At 62.8% G+C, this 17,849-nt stretch carries 10 protein-coding genes and 1 tRNA gene; 8 read left to right on the top strand and 3 right to left on the bottom strand.

All coding sequences use genetic code 11. The features are described from left to right. Positions 1-17: 17 nt before the first annotated feature. The 3 genes from nqrF (at position 18) to FME97_RS10580 (ending at position 4,410) form a co-directional block, all read left to right on the top strand. Positions 18-1,280: an NADH:ubiquinone reductase (Na(+)-transporting) subunit F gene (nqrF, locus tag FME97_RS10570; RefSeq protein WP_141429597.1), complete on the top strand. Its 1,263-nt coding sequence runs from the start codon at positions 18-20 to the stop codon at positions 1,278-1,280. Positions 1,281-1,484: 204 nt separating this feature from the next. Then, positions 1,485-3,701 (top strand): sodium-translocating pyrophosphatase, encoded by a 2,217-nt coding sequence (locus tag FME97_RS10575; RefSeq protein ID WP_141429598.1) that lies wholly within the window; start codon positions 1,485-1,487, stop codon positions 3,699-3,701. Between the two features lie 121 nt (positions 3,702-3,822). After that, positions 3,823-4,410, top strand: a complete 588-nt coding sequence (locus FME97_RS10580; protein ID WP_141429599.1) for an HAD family hydrolase — start codon at positions 3,823-3,825, stop codon at positions 4,408-4,410. Positions 4,411-4,617: 207 nt separating this feature from the next. Here FME97_RS10580 and FME97_RS10585 read toward each other — a convergent pair whose 3' ends face one another. Next, positions 4,618-7,905 carry a TonB-dependent receptor gene (locus FME97_RS10585; RefSeq protein WP_141429600.1) on the bottom strand — a complete coding sequence of 1,096 codons (3,288 nt, stop codon included), beginning with the start codon at positions 7,903-7,905 and terminating at the stop codon, positions 4,618-4,620. Between the two features lie 580 nt (positions 7,906-8,485). Between FME97_RS10585 and FME97_RS10590 the strand changes: the two genes are divergently transcribed. Continuing rightward, the gene (locus tag FME97_RS10590) at positions 8,486-9,538 is read left to right on the top strand and encodes an AI-2E family transporter (protein WP_141429601.1); all 1,053 of its coding nucleotides are present in this window, start codon (positions 8,486-8,488) and stop codon (positions 9,536-9,538) included. Positions 9,539-9,692: 154 nt separating this feature from the next. Further along, positions 9,693-11,549, top strand: coding sequence for a biotin/lipoyl-containing protein (locus tag FME97_RS10595; RefSeq protein ID WP_141429602.1), 1,857 nt, complete (start codon positions 9,693-9,695; stop codon positions 11,547-11,549). A gap of 79 nt (positions 11,550-11,628) precedes the next feature. Here FME97_RS10595 and FME97_RS10600 read toward each other — a convergent pair whose 3' ends face one another. Then, positions 11,629-12,309 carry a potassium channel family protein gene (locus tag FME97_RS10600; RefSeq protein ID WP_141429603.1) on the bottom strand — a complete coding sequence of 227 codons (681 nt, stop codon included), beginning with the start codon at positions 12,307-12,309 and terminating at the stop codon, positions 11,629-11,631. 143 nt (positions 12,310-12,452) lie between these two features. Here FME97_RS10600 and FME97_RS10605 point away from each other — a divergent pair. Continuing rightward, a tRNA-Met gene (locus tag FME97_RS10605) sits at positions 12,453-12,526 on the top strand. 72 nt (positions 12,527-12,598) lie between these two features. On the opposite strand, the gene mscL is transcribed toward FME97_RS10605, so the two are convergent. Then, positions 12,599-13,081: a large-conductance mechanosensitive channel protein MscL gene (gene mscL / locus FME97_RS10610; RefSeq protein ID WP_141429604.1), complete on the bottom strand. Its 483-nt coding sequence runs from the start codon at positions 13,079-13,081 to the stop codon at positions 12,599-12,601. Between the two features lie 174 nt (positions 13,082-13,255). Between mscL and FME97_RS10615 the strand changes: the two genes are divergently transcribed. Beyond that, complete coding sequence (locus FME97_RS10615) at positions 13,256-14,707, top strand: sodium:solute symporter (protein WP_141429605.1); 1,452 nt, start codon at positions 13,256-13,258, stop codon at positions 14,705-14,707. Continuing rightward, positions 14,697-17,807, top strand: a complete 3,111-nt coding sequence (locus tag FME97_RS10620; protein ID WP_141429606.1) for a golvesin C-terminal-like domain-containing protein — start codon at positions 14,697-14,699, stop codon at positions 17,805-17,807. The genes FME97_RS10615 and FME97_RS10620 overlap by 11 nt, the downstream gene beginning before the upstream one ends. The last annotated feature ends 42 nt before the right edge of the window (positions 17,808-17,849 follow it).

Consider the following 17,849-nt stretch of genomic DNA (forward strand, 5'->3'; position numbering starts at 1 on the left):
AAAAAGAGATTCGGAAAATGACTACAACGATTTTAATTGCGATCGCAGCCTTTCTGGTGATCACGCTGGTACTGGTCGCACTGCTTCTCTATGCGAAGGCGAAACTGGTCGCGTCGGGCGAGGTGACGATCGACATCAACAACGGCGAGCGGGTTATCACCACCGAGAGCGGTTCGACGCTGCTCTCGACGCTGGCCGACAACAAGGTCTTCCTGCCGTCGGCCTGCGGCGGCGGCGGCTCGTGCGGCATGTGCAAATGCCAGGTGCTGGAGGGCGGCGGCGACATCCTGCCCACCGAGACGGGCTTCATCTCGCGCAAGCTGGCCAAGGACCACTGGCGTCTGGGCTGCCAGGTGAAAGTGAAGGAGAACCTCAAGATCCGGGTTCCCGAGGCCGTGCTGGGCGTCAAGAAATGGGAGTGCACCGTGGTTTCGAACCGCAACATCTCGACCTTCCTCAAGGAGTTCGTCGTGAAGCTGCCCGAAGGCGAGCACCTCAAGTTCCGCAGCGGCGGCTACATCCAGATCGACATCCCGAAGTACGATGCCATCAAGTTCTCGGACATGGACATCGACGAGCGCTACCGCGAGGACTGGGACAAGATGAAAATGTGGGACCTGGTGACGACCAATCCCGAGCCGACGTTCCGCGCCTACTCGATGGCCAACCACCCGGCCGAGGGCAACATCATCATGCTCAACATCCGTATCGCCACGCCGCCGTTCGACCGTGCCGCGGGGACCTTCATGAAGGTGAATCCGGGCATCTGCTCGTCGTACATCTTCTCGCGCAAGCCGGGCGACAAGGTGACCATCTCGGGTCCCTACGGCGAATTCTTCCTGCCCGACGACCTGCCCGATACGCAGGAGCTGATCTTCATCGGCGGCGGCGCGGGCATGGCTCCGATGCGCAGCCACATCATGCACCTGTTCAAGACCGAGAAGACGAAGCGTCCCGTGTCGTTCTGGTACGGTGCGCGCGCCCTGAAGGAGGCTCCCTATCTGGACGATTTCCACCAGATCGAGAAGGATTTCCCCAACTTCAAGTTCCATCTGGGTCTCGACCGTCCCGATCCGGAGGCCGATGCCGCAGGCGTGGACTACAAGGTGGGCTTCGTGCACAACGTGCTCTATGAGAACTACCTCAAGAACCACCAGGCTCCCGAGGACTGCATCTACCTCATGTGCGGACCTCCGATGATGATCGCGTCGGTGGTGAAGATGCTCGACTCGCTCGGCGTGCCGCCCGAAAACATCCTCTACGACAACTTCGGTTCGTAAGATCCGAAGATCAGTCTGACGATAGGCAAGTAGTTATCAATAGCTGCTTGCCTATTTTTTGTTTGGACGTATTCCGGGGGGGATTCGTCGCCGGTCTTCGGTCGTCGTCGCTTATTTGTTGCTCTTTTGTTACTCGGAATTGCGAAAATTTCCTATATTTGTTCGAAAGACCGTTTTTTCAACCATCTAAAATCCTTTTGCCGAATGAACACTCCTTCCATTTTCTGGCTCGTGCCCGCCGCTTCCCTCGTTGCGCTGGCGGTGGCGTGGATCTTCTACTCGCGGATGAAGCGCGAGGACGAGGGCACGGAGCGTATGCGCGAAATCGCCGCGCATGTCCGCAAGGGCGCCATGGCCTACCTGCGCCAGCAGTACAAGGTCGTCCTCGTCGTCTTCCTCGTCCTGGCGCTCTTCTTCGCCTACCTGGCCTACGGCGCGGGCGTGCAGAACCCGTGGGTTCCCTTCGCCTTCCTCACGGGCGGCTTCTTCTCGGGCCTGGCTGGCTTCTTCGGCATGAAGACCGCGACCTATGCCTCGGCCCGTACGGCCAACGCCGCGCGGCAGTCGCTCGACCGCGGCCTGAAGGTCGCCTTCCGCAGCGGCGCTGTCATGGGCCTCGTGGTCGTGGGCCTCGGACTGCTCGACATTTCGTTCTGGTATCTGATTCTGGACCGTTTCACCGACGTGGCCGGGCCGCAGAAGCTCGTCGTCATCACGACGACGATGCTGACCTTCGGCATGGGCGCTTCGACGCAGGCCCTCTTCGCGCGTGTCGGCGGCGGCATCTACACCAAGGCGGCCGACGTGGGCGCCGACCTCGTGGGCAAGGTCGAGGCGGGGATTCCCGAGGACGACCCGCGCAATCCCGCGACGATCGCCGACAACGTGGGCGACAACGTGGGCGACGTGGCCGGCATGGGCGCCGACCTCTACGAGAGCTACTGCGGCTCGGTGCTGGCCACCGCCGCGCTCGGAGCCGCGGCCTTCGCTTCGGCCGGCAGCGAGACGTTGCAGCTCAAGGCCGTGCTGGCGCCGATGCTGATCGCCGCCGTGGGCATCCTGCTCTCGATCGTCGGCATCTTCCTCGTCCGCACGAAGGAGGGGGCCTCGATGCGCGAACTGCTCCGCTCGCTCGGCGTGGGCGTCAATTTCAGCTCGGCGCTGATCGCGCTGGCCACCTTCGGCATCCTCTACCTGCTGGGCATCGAGAACTGGCTCGGCCTTTCGTTCTCGGTCATCACGGGCCTTGCGGCGGGCATCGTCATCGGACAGACCACCGAGTACTACACCTCGCACTCCTACAAACCCACGCAGAAGATCGCGGGCAGCGCCAAGACCGGTCCTGCGACGGTCATCATCGCCGGCGTCGGCTCGGGTATGATCTCCACGGCGATTCCCGTGGTGACGATCGGCGTGGCGATCGTTCTGGCGTATCTTTGCGCCATCGGGTTCGACATCGAACACATGATGCAGCCGCACAACCTCTCGCAGGGCCTTTACGGCATCGGCATCGCCGCCGTCGGAATGCTTTCGACGCTGGGCATCACGCTCGCCACGGACGCCTACGGACCGATCGCCGACAATGCGGGCGGCAATGCCGAGATGAGCGGCCTCGGCCCCGAGGTCCGCAAACGCACCGATGCGCTCGACGCGCTGGGCAACACGACGGCCGCCACGGGCAAGGGCTTCGCCATCGGTTCCGCGGCGCTGACGGCGCTGGCGCTGCTGGCCTCCTATGTCGAGGAGATACGGATCGGCCTCTTGCACAACGGGGTGACGGAATTGACGCTCTCCGACGGCACGACGCGGCTCGTCGAACAGGCTTCGATGCTCGATTTCATGGCCTACTACAACGTCTCGCTGATGAATCCCACGGTGCTCGTCGGCGTCTTCATCGGCGCGATGATGTCGTTCCTGTTCTGCGGCCTGACGATGAACGCCGTGGGACGCGCCGCCGAGAGCATGGTGCAGGAGGTGCGGCGGCAGTTCCGCGAGATACGGGGCATCCTCACGGGCGAAGGCACGCCCGACTACGCCCGCTGCGTCGAGATTTCGACCCGCGGCGCGCAGCGCGAGATGCTCTTTCCGAGTCTGCTGGCGATCGTCGTCCCCGTGGCCGTGGGCCTCGTTTTCGGCGTGGCGGGCGTGATGGGACTGCTCGTCGGCGGCCTCGGTTCGGGCTTCGTGCTGGCGGTCTTCATGGCCAATGCCGGCGGTGCGTGGGACAACGCCAAGAAGATGATCGAGGAGGGCCACTTCGGCGGCAAGGGCTCCGACTGCCACAAGGCGACGGTCGTGGGCGATACGGTGGGCGATCCCTTCAAGGATACGTCGGGTCCGTCGCTCAATATCCTCATCAAGCTGATGTCGATGGTGGCGATCGTCATGGCGGGCCTTACGGTGGCGTGCCACCTCTTCTGACGCCTGCGTCTTTCAGAATATTCGTCCGGTCCGGCGGGATTGTCCTGCCGGACCGGACGTTTCTCGGCCCGGTTCGTTGCCGGATTTGCGGTTGCCCGGGTTTTGTGCTATCTTTGTCTCCATGGAAAATATCGTTTTCGACCTGGGCGGAGTGCTTTTCGCCCGCGACAAGAGCAAGTGCAGTCCCGAGATCGTGGAGTTCTTCGGGTTCCTCCGCGCGCCGCAGATGCCGCGTTTCTGGGAGGAGTACGACCGGGGCGCCTCGTCGATCGGGGAGGTGACCGATACCCTCTGCACCCTGACGGGCCATCCGCGCGCGGTCTGCGAGCGGGTGCTGCGGGAGGCGATCGACCTGCAGGAGCCCGTTGCGCCGACCGAGCGCCTCGTCGGCGAGCTCAAACGGGCGGGATACCGCCTCTATGTGCTTTCGAACATGTCGCGCGAGTTCATCGACTGCCTGCGCCGCTTCCCGGTCTATGCCCTTTTCGACGGCGAGGTGGTCTCCTGCGAGGAAGGGACGGTGAAGCCCGAGCCGCGCATCTACGAAATCCTGCTCGGACGCTACGGGCTGGACCCTGCCGAGACGCTTTTCATCGACGACCGTCCGGCCAATGTCGCCGCCGCCGAAGCGCTCGGCATCCGCGGATTCGGTTTCGACCACCGCGATCCCGCCGCGGCGTGCGACGCCCTGCGCCGGATGTTGTTGTAGCGGCATTTCCGCCGTCGGGGCGATCGGCCCCGAATCCCGATCCTTTTTCGGGGCGGGAGATTCCGGGCGGAACGGGAGATTCTTCCGGATGCGTTGCGGAATTCTGGATGGTCCTTATCCGAAAAAGACCGGAGCCGGCTCGATGCCGGCTCCGGTCTTTCGTAACGTCGGGCCCCGCGCGGGGCTGCCGACGGGGGATTCACACCGTCAGTTGAAGGTGTAGCGCACGCTGAATAGCGCCGACCACGTCGAGGCCGTTCCTGCCACGTTCGTCCATTTCGGCTTGGAGAACTGGTATGCGCCGTCCTTGAAGGTCAGCAGGTTGCTCGTGCTGATCTGCCGGGCGTTGCCCCAGTTGCGGTTGAGCAGGTTGGCGACGTTGTTGATGTCGATACCCACGGTGATCGTGTTGCGTTTGCCGCCGATGTTCACGTAGAAGTCCTGTGCGAACTTGAAGTTGAGCATGTGCATCCACGGCATCACCGCGCCGCCGCGCCTGGTGTATTCGCCCTTGTGCTCGGAGAGGTAGTCGTCCCCGTTGATGAACTCCCAGAAATCGTTTTTCTGGTCTTCCGCGCTGTAGGTGACCTTTCCCGTATCCTTGTTCACGATGTCGGCGAAGGGCATCGTTTCCCACTGTTCGCGCGTCGGCACGTAGAGCAGGTTCTGCGCGCCGCCGTCGTTCGTTACGTTGGTCATCGTGTACGAGTAGCGCGAATAGGAGTAGCTGCTGCCCACGTAACCCAGCCGCAGCGCCTCGTAGTAGAGGCCCACGCTCGAAGCGAAGTGCTTGCCGTACTCTTTGCGGTAGCCGATGTTGATGAGGATGCGGTGGGGCGATACGAACGACGAGTAGCCCAGTTCGGGGGTGTTCGAGCCGTCCGTGCAGAAGGTGTTGGTGTTGTAGGCCGAGGTCACCTGGTCGCCGATGCCGTCGATCACGCTCTTCGATTCCGAATAGGTGTACGATGCCGACGCCATGAGGCCGAACCGCCAGCGTTTCGAAAGCTGTGCCGAGATCGAATAGTAGTAGCCTGCGATGTCCGTGTTGTGGATCAGGTAGGGCGTCACGTCCTTGCCGTCCGAGTTCTTGATGCCCTGCGATTCCCAGAGCTTGCGCGGACGGGGCTCGCCCGGGAGTTGGATGCCGCCGGCCACTTCGCGCTGGCCGAGCTTGCTGACAGCCACGGCGTCGATGTCCTTGTTGTAGATTCCCTCGATGTTGAGGTTGAAGTCGCGCGGCAGCTTCAGGTCGAACGCCAGCGAGGTCTTCCACGTCGAGGGCATCTTCAGGTTCTTGTCCATGATCGTCGCGGAGGTCGGGGCGGGCAGGGCCTGCTGCTGGAACGTGCCGCCGTAGAGGTCCTCGAGGATGTCGCCCACGTTGTCGTGGAAGCCCGGCATCTTGTCGCCGTTGGATTTGTAGAGGATGCTCTGGGCTTGCAGGCAGTTGCTGTTGCCCACGGCCGAGACGATCCACACGAACGGCAGGCGGCCCGTGAAGATGCCCGATCCGCCGCGGAGGATGTACTTGCGCTCGCCGGTCATGTCCCAGTTGAAGCCGAAGCGGGGAGCGACGTTCAGCCGCGCCTTGGGCATGTCGGAGGTCTTGTAGCCGCCGTTGCCTGCGAAAAGGGAGGTGAACTCCTTGTTCTCGTTGCCTGCGATCGTGGGGTAAACCGGGATTTCGAGACGCAGGCCCAGCGTGGCCTTGAAGCGCTCGCTGAAGGTGATTTCGTCCTGCGCGTAGATCGAGTACTGCATGTAGTTGAACGACGGATAGCTCTGTTTGAGGTCCGTGCGGTTGGCGTGGGTGATGACGAAGGCGCCGGGAGCCGCGTTGCTCGTGAAGTCCGACCACGAGTCGTAGATGTAGTAGCCGGCGCCGCCCTGCATGTAGCCGTTCTTCGTGTTGTCGTGCTCGAACTGCAGGCCGCCCGTCAGGCGGTGGATGCCCGTGCTGTAACCCACCTCGTCCGTGACGACGTAGGTGCCCACTTCGCGCAGGTTGCCTTCGGTGAAGGGATCCAGACCGAATGTCGTCAGCACGGCGTCGGTGCCTTCCGGCGTCTTCTCGAGAATATCTACCGTCGGGAAGAGTCGTCCCTCGTAGCTGCGCGGCTCGTACTGGTGCGAGTAAGTGAATCGCAGCGTGTTGGTCAGACTGCCGTCAAGGAAGCGCGAGTTGAGCTCGGCGGCCACCGACGTGAAGTTCTGCTCCTGATAGTAGCGCGAGCTCTCGAAATAGAGGGCGTCGTACGAGGTGCGGCCGTGGTCGTTGCGGTCGTAGATGAGTTTCGAGTTGAAGGGGTTCGTCGAGCTCGAGGGCGACGACGAATACTTGTTGCGCGTGGTGCTGAAGCGCACGTTGAGCGCATGGTTGCGGTTGATGTTCCAGTCCACGCGGGCCATGAGTTTCCAGTTGGGAATCTTCACCGAGTAGTTCTGGTAGCGGCCGGGGTCGTAGCCGAAGTTCTGCTGCAGGAACGACTTGATCGCCTCCATCTGAGCGACGGTGGGGCGGTTGTACTGCGTGCCGGCGCCGTACTCCTGGTCCTCCGACTCGCGGGCCAGCCGCGACGTGCCGGGGGTCTCGGTCCATTCGTACTCGAAATTGGTGAAGATGAAGAGCTTGTCCTTGACGATCGGCGCTCCGATCGAGAATCCGAGCGTGTTGCTCATCTCCTCTTGCAGCTTCAGCTCGCCGCCGTCGTATTTGGCGCCCTGCAAGGCGTCGCTCTTATAGTAGTTGTAGGCCGAGACTTTGAAGTCGTTCGTACCGCTCTTGGTCACGGCGTTGATCGCGCCGCCCGTGAAACCGCTCTGACGCACGTCGTAGGGGGTCACCGAGACCGAAATCTGCTCGAGGGCGTCGAGCGAGATGGGCGAACCGCCCGAGGGAAGGTTGCCGCCGATGCCGAAGGCGTTGTTGAATGCCGCGCCGTCCACGGTCACGTACGACTGGCGGTAGTTGCCGCCGCCGATGGCCAGCCCCGACGTGGTGCTCGACGCCTGCGGGGTGAGGCGCATGATGTCGTTCATGCTGCGGCTCACGGTGGGCATCAGCTCGATCTGCTCCGACGAAACGCTCGTTACGGCGCCCGCACGGTTGATGTTCATCGACGAGTTGCGGCCGTCGGCCGTCACCACGACGGCTTCGAGCGTCTGGCTGTCCTTGAGGTAGGCGTTGCGTGCCACCGTTTCGCCCAGCGGCAGGTCCAGACCGGGAAATTCGACGCTCTGGTAACCCACGTAGGAGAAGGTCACCGTGTAGGGACCGCCGGCGCGGAGTCCCTGCAGATTGTAGCGGCCGTCCTTGTTGGTGACGGCGCCGTACTGCGTGCCCGACGGAGTGTGTACGGCGATGACCGTGGCGCCGACGAGCGGCAGCTCCTGTTCGTCCGTCACCGTACCGTTCATTCCCGACGTCGTCACCTGCGCGCTTGCCGCCGCCGTGACGAAGACCGAGAGCATGAGAAGGAAAAGTTTCTTCATACGCAATTTGGGATTTTAGTGAATGAATAGGGTGTTTGGTATTTGTTCGTATTGGGTGATTGGCTTCCCCGCAGAAGGCTTCAGCGCGAGCCCCCTTTGCGTGTGTGCCGGACGGCGCTTTCAGCCGTCCGGGTCTCTCCGCGCGATGCGGATCTCGGCGGCCGCAGCCGGCGGGGAGGGGAACCGAAATGAGCCTGTCATCGTCCGATAGGTTGTCTGTCCGTTTTTCCGCTGCAAATATAAATTCTTCCGGAATAGCCCGTACGGCTTTCCGTGCGATTTCATCGTATTGTAAAAACGGCGAGGGATATTCCTTCTCCGGAATACCCCTCGCGTTCAGAGCCTGTTTTCCCCGTGCTGCACTCCTCGGTGCAGGTCATACCCCCCCCCGCTGCATCGCTCGCGGCGGTTGCGGACCGATATGTGGACGTTTCCGACCCGGGTTTTCATGCCGCAAAGATACGTCGAATATTCCTATGTCGCAAAGGAACGGGCGATTTTGTGCTCCGGATTCTCCGTTTTTCCGGTCCCTTCCCGCCGGAACGCCGTTGCGGCACGCTCCTTGCGCGGTCGGACGTATATGCTGTCGGTCCGAGAACAATACCGGCGTTATTCGCTCTTCGTACTGATCGCCTCGCTGGGCGTAACGGTCTTCCTTTGCCTGACGCCCTTCCTGAGCGGACTGCTCGGGGCGGCGACCATCTATGTCCTGCTGCGCGGGCAGATGCGCGTGCTGGCCGGACGGTACCGGTGGCGGCGCAGTGCGGCGGCCGCATTGCTGACCGTCGAGGCCGTGTGCTGTTTCCTCGTTCCCATTGCCCTGCTGGTCTGGATGGTAGTGAACAAGGTCCAGGGCGTCGCGCTCGATCCGCAGGCGCTCGTGGACTCCGTGCGCCACGTGGCCGAACTCGTCCGCGACCGTACGGGCTACGACCTCTGGCAGGAGAGCAACCTGCAATCGCTTTTGGCCGGAATCCCGAAACTCGCGCAGCGGCTCGTCGGCGGCCTGGCCTCGTTCGCCGTCAATCTGATCGTGCTGCTCTTCGTACTCTATTTCATGCTCGTCGGCGGCCTCCGCATGGAGGCCTATTGCCGGGAGCTGCTGCCCTTCAGCCGCAGCGTCGGCCGCGACGCCCTGCACGAAATCCGCATGATCGTCCGCTCGAACGCCATCGGCATTCCGCTGCTGGCGGCCGTGCAGGGCGTGGTCGCCTATCTGGGCTACCTGCTCTTCGGAGCGCCGAGCCCGCTCTTCTGGGGTGTCCTCACTTGCCTGGCGACGATCATTCCGATCGTCGGCACGGCACTCGTGTGGCTGCCGTTGGCGCTCTACATGGGACTGGAAGGGAGTTGGGGACCGGCCGTCGGGCTGGCGCTCTACGGCACGCTCGTCGTCACCCATGTCGATAACGTCGTGCGGTTCGTCATGCAGAAACGCATGGCCGACACCCATCCGCTCGTCACCGTCTTCGGCGTTTTCGTCGGCCTTTCGCTCTTCGGGTTCATGGGTGTCATCTTCGGACCGCTGCTGTTGGCCATGTTCGTTTTCTGCGTCGATCTGTTCAAACGTAAATACCTCGACCGCAAACCCGACAGCGAGCTTTTCCTGCCTGGCGGCGGCGACCGGGCGTAGGGGACGCCGCAGCACCGGTTTTTGGCGAAAAGTGGTTCGAATGACGTTTTTTTTGGAAATATTCGGAAGAAAAGTTGTATCTTCGTACCGGTTTATTACTTTTGTTATTCGAATAACACTAAATTTCGGAATAAGAACCTAAATTCTTATCACAATGGCAAGAAATCTCAAAATCAGAGACCTTACGTTGCGTGACGGCCAGCAGTCGTCGTTCGCTACGCGTATGAATCAGGCGCAGATCGACCGCTGCCTGCCTTTCTACAAGGATGCGAATTTCTATGCGATGGAGGTGTGGGGTGGCGCCGTGCCCGATTCGGTCATGCGCTACCTGAACGAAAACCCGTGGACCCGCCTCGAGACGATCCACCGGGCCGTCGGCGACGTGTCGAAGCTCACGGCCCTCTCGCGCGGCCGCAATCTGTTCGGCTATTCGCCCTATACGGACGAGATCATCGACGGTTTCTGCCGCAATGCCATCCGGAGCGGTCTGGGCATCATGCGTATCTTCGACGCCCTGAACGACGTGGACAACGTGAAATCGACGGTCAAGTACGTCAAGCAGTACGGCGGCATCGCCGACTGCGCCGTTTGCTATACGGTGGACCCGAAATATCCCGAGCCGGGCTTCTGGGCCCGTCTTACGGGCAAGAAGAATCCCGCGCCGGTCTTCACGGACGCCTATTTCCTCGACAAGGCCAGACAGATGGCGGCTCTCGGCGCCGACATGATCACCATCAAGGACATGTCGGGACTCATTCCGCCGCGCCGCGTGGCTACGCTCGTGCGGCTGTTCAAGAAAAACCTCTCGGTTCCGGTCGATTTCCACACCCACTGCACCCCGGGCTACGGCCTGGCGTCGGTGCTTTCGGCCATCGTGGCCGGCGTGGATGTCGTGGACACCAACTGCTGGTACTTCGCCGGCGGAACGGGCGCCCCGGCCATCGAGCTGGTCCATGTCTTCTGCAAGAAGCTGGGCATCGACACGGGCGTGAACATGGAGGCCGTGGCGAAGATCAACGCTCAGTTGCGTGAGATCCGCAAGGAGCTGAACCAGTCCGTGTTCGGTACGGAGAAGCCCGAGCCGAAGCCCTTCAATCCGCTTACGGACGAGCTCCCCGCCGAGATCGAGGCCCTGTTCGACAAGGCCATCGAGGCCGCGCAGCGCGACGACGAGGCCGCTACGATCGACCTCTGCCGCAAGATCGAGGCCTACTTCGGATTCCCCGCTCCCAACGAGCTGGTGCAGAAGGCCGAGATTCCTGGCGGCATGTATTCGAACATGGTGGCTCAGCTCAAGCAGCTCAAGGCCGAGGAGATTCTGCCGCGTGCCATGGAACTGATTCCGTCGGTGCGTCTGGCCGCCGGTCTGCCCCCTCTGGTGACCCCGACGTCGCAGATCGTCGGCGCGCAGGCCGTGAACTGCGCCCTCGACGAGAAGGCCGGACGGCCGATGTACACTAACAAGTCGTCGCAGTTCGTGGGGCTGGTGAAGGGCGAGTACGGCCATACGCCCGTGAAGATCGACCCCGAGTTCCGGTTCAAGATCTGCGGCGTGCGCGAGGAGACGCCCTACGATACCTCCAAGTACAAGATGCAGCCCAATCCCGAACTGCCGGAGGCCGGGGGTGTGAAGCTCGCCGCCGACGAGAAGGAGGTGCTGCTGCTCGAACTCTTCCCGATGGTGGCCAAGACTTTCCTTACCGAACAGAAGAAGAAAGCCTACGAGGCGTCGAAACCCGCCGAGCCGAAGGCCGCGGCGCCGCAGCCCGCCGCCGCGAAGCCGCAGGCCGCCATCACGGGCCATGTCGTGACGGCTCCGCTGCCCGGCCGCATCCTGTCGATCGACGTGAAGGCGGGCGACACGGTGAAGGCGGGGCAGGAGGTGCTGGTGCTCGAAGCCATGAAGATGGAGAACTCCATTGCGACCGACTACGCCGGCAAGGTGAAGCAGATTCTTGTCGAAGTGGGCGAGAATGTCGCCACGGACGCCGTGCTGATGGAGATCGAATAGCGCGGACCGCATCCCTTTGATTATTCGGTTCCGTCCGCAGTCGCCGTACTGCGGGCGGAATTTTTTTCAGGGGTCTTCTCTATTCGTCTTTCGTCTTCGACGGGGCGTATTCCTGCAGGACGTAGGTCGTGAAGATCGGGAAGAACATCATTCCCAGCGACGGCAGCAGCACGCAGAAGACCTTGCCGACGGCCGTGACGGGGAAGATCTCCGCGCCGACGGTCGTGACGTTCATCCAGGCCCACCAGAGGGCGTTTCCGAAACCGTGCAGTTTGGGATTGACCGGCAGCTCGTAGTCGTAGAAGACCAGCGCGGAGATATAGGTGAAGACGACCACCGTGAAGACATAGGCCGTCAGCAGCCGGCGGACCTTGTTGCCTACGAGCCATCCCGTGACGATCACCATGGCCAGGAAGGCCCTCAGAAGCGGCATCAGTCCGATGAGCATCCCGACGCTGCGGGACGGCTCCGCACCGCTCCAGAGCATGAGGTTCAGGTAGGGGACCGAGAGCAGCAGGAAGGGCAGGTTGCGGAAGAAGAAGCGCCCTTTGCGCTCCGCGGCTGCCCAGCGCACGAAAAAGTCGCAGAGGAAGATCAGGCAGACGATGAACTGCACGCCGAGGAACAGGGGCGAGAAGCGGAGCCGGTCGCCGCCGATCACCTCCCACGACACGGCGGCGAGAAGCACCAGTCCGGCGAGCGCCTTGACCGCTCCGAGCGTCCGGGAGAGCCGGTCCTGCGAAAAAAGGGTTTGCGGCATGACGTTTCGTTTTTCGCGCATCCGGTTCAAAATCAGTGCCACGCTCCGGACCGAAAAAAATCCGGCGGTATTTTTGCGTTTTTTGGGTCAAAGATTTTGCACGAACGAAAATTTCTATTACCTTTGCACTCGCTTTCAGCAATGGCGGGATAGCTCAGCTGGTTAGAGCGCATGATTCATAATCATGAGGTCGAGAGTTCAAGTCTCTCTCCCGCTACGGACAAGGGGTTGCGATCGAATCGCAACCCCTTGTCCGTTTTCGGCCCGCCGTTGCGCCGTCGGCGTGCGGCTACTCTTTCCGCTGCTCCCTGAGCAGGTCGCGGATTTCGGCGAGCAGTTGCTCCTCCTTCGAAGGCGCGGGTGCCGGCGCCGGGGCGGGCGCCTCCTCCTTTTTCCTCATCAGCCGGTTCATCAGCTTGACCATCAGAAAGACGCAGAGTGCCAGGATCGTGAAGTCCACGCACTGCTGGATGAATGCGCCGTAGTTCCACCAGATCGGTTCGGCGGCCTGGACGGCCTCCGGCGTGACGTCTCCGACGATGTTGCCCACTGAATGCACGGCGCTCGACGTCACGTCGCGCATTTTCGAAATGTCGAGCCGCAGTTGCGAGAAGTCGGTGTTGCCGAGCAGCGCGCCGATCGGCGGCATGAGGATGTCGTTCACCAGCGACGAGACGATCTTGCCGAACGCTCCGCCGATGATTACGCCCACGGCCATGTCCATCACGTTGCCTTTGAGCGCGAACTCCTTGAATTCTTTGAAAAATGCCATGATACGTTGTGTTTTTAAGGGTTTGTACGATACAAATTTAATCCGTTTTCGGTTACGAACGCCTCCCGGGACGGACTTTCGTATAAAATGCGTGCCGCGAAGGGTTCGTATCGCGTTTTTTTATACCTTTGTATGTTTGAAATTTTTTAACCCGAACCGACAAAAACTCTCTCGATGACTCCTGCTGCCGTACTCGCCACCGTTTTGGGCTATATCGCCGTTCTTTTCGCCGTCGCCTGGATTTCGGGCCGCCGTGCCGACAATGCCGGATTCTTCACCGGCAACCGCCGCACGCCGTGGTACATGGCCGCCTTCGCCATGATCGGCGCCGCCATTTCGGGCGTGACCTTCATCTCGGTGCCCGGATCGGTGACCGTCGATTCCTTTTCCTACATGCAGATGGTCGCGGGCTTCACCGTCGGGCAGTTCGTCGTGGCCTTCGTGCTCATTCCGCTCTTCTACCGCCTGCGCGTGGTCTCGCTCTACGAGTATCTGGACGACCGCTTCGGCGTCGCCTCGCACCGCACCGGCGCATGGTTCTTCTTCATCTCGAAAATTCTCGGCGCCGCGCTGCGGGTCTATGTCGTCTGTGCCGTGCTGCAGTTGCTCGTTTTCGACCGTTACGGGCTGCCTTTCTGGTTCAATGCGCTGATTACGATGGCTTTCGTCTGGCTCTATACGCAGCAGGGGGGTGTCAAGTCGCTGATCTGGACCGATTCGCTCAAGACCTTCTGTCTCGTGGCGAGCCTCGTCCTGTCGATCGTCTTCATCATGCGGGGGCTGGATTTCTCCTTTTCGGATACGGTGCGCGAAGTCTCCTCGTCGCCCATGTCGCGGATCTTCTTCTTCGACGATCCCGCCTCGGACCGTTATTTCTGGAAGATGTTCGCCGCGGGCATCGTCCTGCTGGTCTGCATGACCGGACTGGACCAGGACCTCATGCAGCGCAACATGAGCTGCGCCACCCCGCGCGATTCGCAGAAGAACATCGTGCTGACGGCCGTGAGCCAGATCGTCGTCATCTTCCTCTTTCTGGTGCTGGGCGTGCTGCTCTACCTTTACATGGAGCACCGCGGACTGGCGATGCCCGAAAAGACGGACCAGGTCTTTTCGCTCGTGGCCGTCGGGGGCGGATTGCCGCTCGTCGTCGGCGTGCTGTTCGTCATAGGGCTTATTTCGAGCACCTATTCGGCCGCCGGGTCGGCCCTCACGGCCCTCACGACCTCCTTCACGGTCGATATTCTGGAGGGCACGAAACGCTACGGCGAAGCTCGCCTGACGCGCATCCGCCGGGGGGTGCACGTCGCCATGGCGCTGGGTATGGCGCTCGTGATCCTCGCCTTCGGCTATCTGGCCGACGACAGTGTGATCAACCTGGTCTATAAGGTCGCCAGTTACACGTATGGCCCGATTTTGGGTATGTTCGTCTTCGGCATGTTCACACGGCTCCGGGTCCGCGACCGCTGGATGCCGCTGGTGGCCGTCGCGGCTCCCGTGCTGAGCGGCTTCCTGCAATGGTGGGCGCTCGAGGCATGGGGCTACCGCATCGGGTTCGAACTGTTGATCTACAATGCGCTGTTTACCGTGATCGGTATGCTGTTGCTGGTTAAACGTCATGAAAAATAGAATCTTATACCTGCTTATTTCGGTTTTCGCTTTAAGCTGTGTCCCGACCGCTGCCGCCGAGCGGATCGGCATGCCCGTGCGGCGGGCCATCGGCCGCACGCTTTCGCGCATCGTCGCCCGCGAAGTGTCGGGCGGCTACGTGAAGGTGCAGGGCGTGGATGCCTCCCGCGGCAGGGTGCGTGTCTATGCCTCGGTCGGACTTTCCTATTACCCCTTTCGCGAAGGGAACGCCGGGGCCATGCGCGATTCGGTCCGGGCGCTGCTGCCCCGCGAATACCGCAGGGCGCGGATCGAACTCTACACCGACGGCCGCGAGATCGCCGAACTGATTCCGATGGCTTACCGCGACCCCGATCAGGTGCGCAGGCTCGTCGCCCGGCGGCGGCTCGTTCCCTTCACCAACCGTTCCGCGCGGCCGCTGGTCGAGCGGCTTTCGGCCCCCGTGCGGGCCGGGAAGGGGCTTGCGGGCAGGCATATCGCCTTGTGGCAGAGCCACGGACGCTATTTCGACCAGCCGAAGAACCGCTGGAAATGGCAGCGTTCGCAGTTGTGGCAGACCTGCGAGGACCTTTATACGCAGGGATACGTTCTGCCGTACCTCGTGCCGATGCTCGAAAACGCCGGGGCGTGCGTCGTGCTGCCGCGCGAGCGCGACGTGCAGTTGCACGAGGTGCTCGCCGACAACGATGCCCCCGGACAGTACGCCGAATCGGGCGTCTGGGAACCGGGCGGTGCGGGCTTCGCCCACCTGCGGCAGGTCTATCGGGCGGGCGAGAACCCCTTCCGCGACGGCACGACGCGCCGGACGCGGAGCGTGCGGGGCGAGGCGACGGGCAGCGCCGTGTGGCGCGCCGATATTCCCGAGCGGGGCGAATACGCCGTGTATGTGAGTTATGAGTCGCTTCCGGAAAGCGCCGATGATGCGGAATATACGGTGCATCACCTCGGGGGCGACACGAAGTTCGCCGTGAATCAGACGATGGGCGGCGGCACGTGGATCTATCTCGGAGGGTTTCTCTTCGACGCCGGCGAACAGGCCGTCGTCACTCTTTCGAACCGTTCGCGCGAGGCGGGGCGCATCGTGTCGGCCGATGCCGTGAAGATCGGCGGCGGCTACGGCAACGTGGCCCGCACGGTGTGCGACTCGCTGCGTATCGGAGGCGGGACCTATGCCGAGGAGACGAGCGGCTATCCCCGTTTCTGCGAGGGGGCGCGCTACTGGCTCCAGTGGGCCGGGTTCGGCGAGGAAGTCTATACTCCGAAAGGCGGGACGGACGACTACAAGGACGACTACATGTCGCGTGCGCATTGGGTCAATGCCCTTGCGGGCGGTTCGGAGCAGATGCCCGACTCCGCGGGGCTGCGCATTCCGGTCGATATGGCGCTGGCGTTCCATTCCGACGCGGGCGTTCGCGACGGCGACGAGACGATCGGCACGCTGGGCATCTTCTTCACGCGCGAGAACAAGGGCCGCTTCGGGGGCGGCGCCGACCGCTACCGTTCGCGCGACCTGACCGATCTGGTGATGACCCAGATCGTCTCGGACATCCGCCGCGCATGGGAGCCGGAGTGGAACCGCCGCGGACTCTGGAACCGGGCCTACTACGAAGCCCGCGTCCCCGGCGTGCCGACGATGCTGCTCGAACTGCTCTCGCACCAGAATTTCACCGACATGCGCTACGGCAGCGACCCGCGCTTCCGGTTCTCCGTGGCGCGTGCCGTCTATAAGGGCATCCTGCGCTACCTCGCCTCGCAGTACGGCGTGCCGTACGTCGTGCAGCCGCTGCCCGTCGGGGAGGTCGCGGCGGAGTTCGCCGGCGGCGACGAGGTGCGCGTGTCGTGGACGCCCGTCGCGGATTCGCTCGAAGCGACGGCCGCGCCCGACGGCTATGTCGTCTATACGCGCATCGACGACGGCGGGTTCGACAACGGCCGCTATACCGCGGAGCCCTTTTTCGTCGAACGGCAGGAGCCGGGGCGGATTTACAGCTACCGCATCGCGGCGGTCAATGCCGGAGGCGAGAGCTTTCCGAGCGAGATCGTCGCGGCGTGCCGCGTGCCCGATGAACGGGGACGCGTGCTGATCGTCAATGGATTCGACCGTGTAAGCGGTCCCGTCAGCCAGCGCTGCGACTCGCTGGCGGGTTTCCGCACGGACCTCGACGGCGGGGTTCCCGACCGGCGGGACATCACCTTCATCGGGCCGCAGGAGGTCTTCGACCCGGCGCAGGCGCGCTGCGAGGTGGACAGCCTGGCACTCGGGGCCTGCGGCTGCGATTATGCCGCGGACGTCATCGGCGGCAATACGTTCGACTATGCCGCCCTGCACGGGCGTTCGGTCGCCGCAGCAGGGTATTCGTTCTGCTCGATGACGGCGCGGCGTGCGGCGGACGGATGGGATGCGGCGGAGTATCCCGTCGTGGACCTCATCCTCGGCAAGCAGCGCCGGACGGTGGTAGGCCGCGGGGTGCGCGGGGAGGAGTTCGAGGCGTTTCCGGCTGATTTGCAGCATGCGATAAGCGATTACCTCATGCAGGGCGGCAACCTGTTCGTTTCGGGCAGCTATGTCGCTTCGGACTTGGAGGCGGAGACGGCTTCGGAGGCCGACCGGCGTTTCGCCCGCGAGGTGCTGCACTGTGTCGCGGCGGGGATGGAGGTCTCCGCCGACCAGCCCGAGGCCCGGCGCGGCCGGGTGCGCGTGATGACACCGGAGGCGGCCTTCTCGCGCGGCGAGTACCGGTTCAACGACGCTTACGGCCCGGATTGCTACCGGGTCGAGACGGCCGACCGGCTGCGGCCTGCGGGCGACGGAGCGTTCCCGGTGATGCGCTATGCCGGAGGCGGCGTTGCGGGGGTGGCTTTCGGGATGCCGTGTCCGGCCGCGGAAGCCGCCGGGAGCGCCGGACCTGCCGACGGTGCGGGGAATGCCGGAGACGCTGCGGACGGCGGTCGGCTCGCCGCCGGAGGGCGGGGATTCGTCGTGGGATTCCCCTTCGAGACGATCGTCTCGGAGGTGCAGCGCGACCGGCTGATGCGCGATGCGCTGCGGTTTCTGACTGGCGGATCCCGTTCGGGACCGGACGCCGGGGCCGGGCGGTGACGGATCGGCATTCCGGCGTACCGGAGTTTCGATAGGATTATA

It is taken from the genome of Alistipes dispar, from assembly GCF_006542685.1.
Classification (GTDB): Bacteria; Bacteroidota; Bacteroidia; order Bacteroidales; family Rikenellaceae; genus Alistipes; species Alistipes dispar.

Excerpts from the sequence above, each read along its gene's own strand:
- FME97_RS10585 (WP_141429600.1), bottom strand. The coding sequence starts at position 7,905 with ATGAAGAAACTTTTCCTTCTCATGCTCTCGGTCTTCGTCACGGCGGCG.
- nqrF (WP_141429597.1), top strand. The coding sequence starts at position 18 with ATGACTACAACGATTTTAATTGCGATCGCAGCCTTTCTGGTGATCACG.
- FME97_RS10580 (WP_141429599.1), top strand. The coding sequence starts at position 3,823 with ATGGAAAATATCGTTTTCGACCTGGGCGGAGTGCTTTTCGCCCGCGAC.
- mscL (WP_141429604.1), bottom strand. The coding sequence starts at position 13,081 with ATGGCATTTTTCAAAGAATTCAAGGAGTTCGCGCTCAAAGGCAACGTG.
- FME97_RS10620 (WP_141429606.1), top strand. The coding sequence starts at position 14,697 with ATGAAAAATAGAATCTTATACCTGCTTATTTCGGTTTTCGCTTTAAGC.
- FME97_RS10575 (WP_141429598.1), top strand. The coding sequence starts at position 1,485 with ATGAACACTCCTTCCATTTTCTGGCTCGTGCCCGCCGCTTCCCTCGTT.
- FME97_RS10615 (WP_141429605.1), top strand. The coding sequence starts at position 13,256 with ATGACTCCTGCTGCCGTACTCGCCACCGTTTTGGGCTATATCGCCGTT.
- FME97_RS10590 (WP_141429601.1), top strand. The coding sequence starts at position 8,486 with ATGCTGTCGGTCCGAGAACAATACCGGCGTTATTCGCTCTTCGTACTG.
- FME97_RS10595 (WP_141429602.1), top strand. The coding sequence starts at position 9,693 with ATGGCAAGAAATCTCAAAATCAGAGACCTTACGTTGCGTGACGGCCAG.
- FME97_RS10600 (WP_141429603.1), bottom strand. The coding sequence starts at position 12,309 with ATGCCGCAAACCCTTTTTTCGCAGGACCGGCTCTCCCGGACGCTCGGA.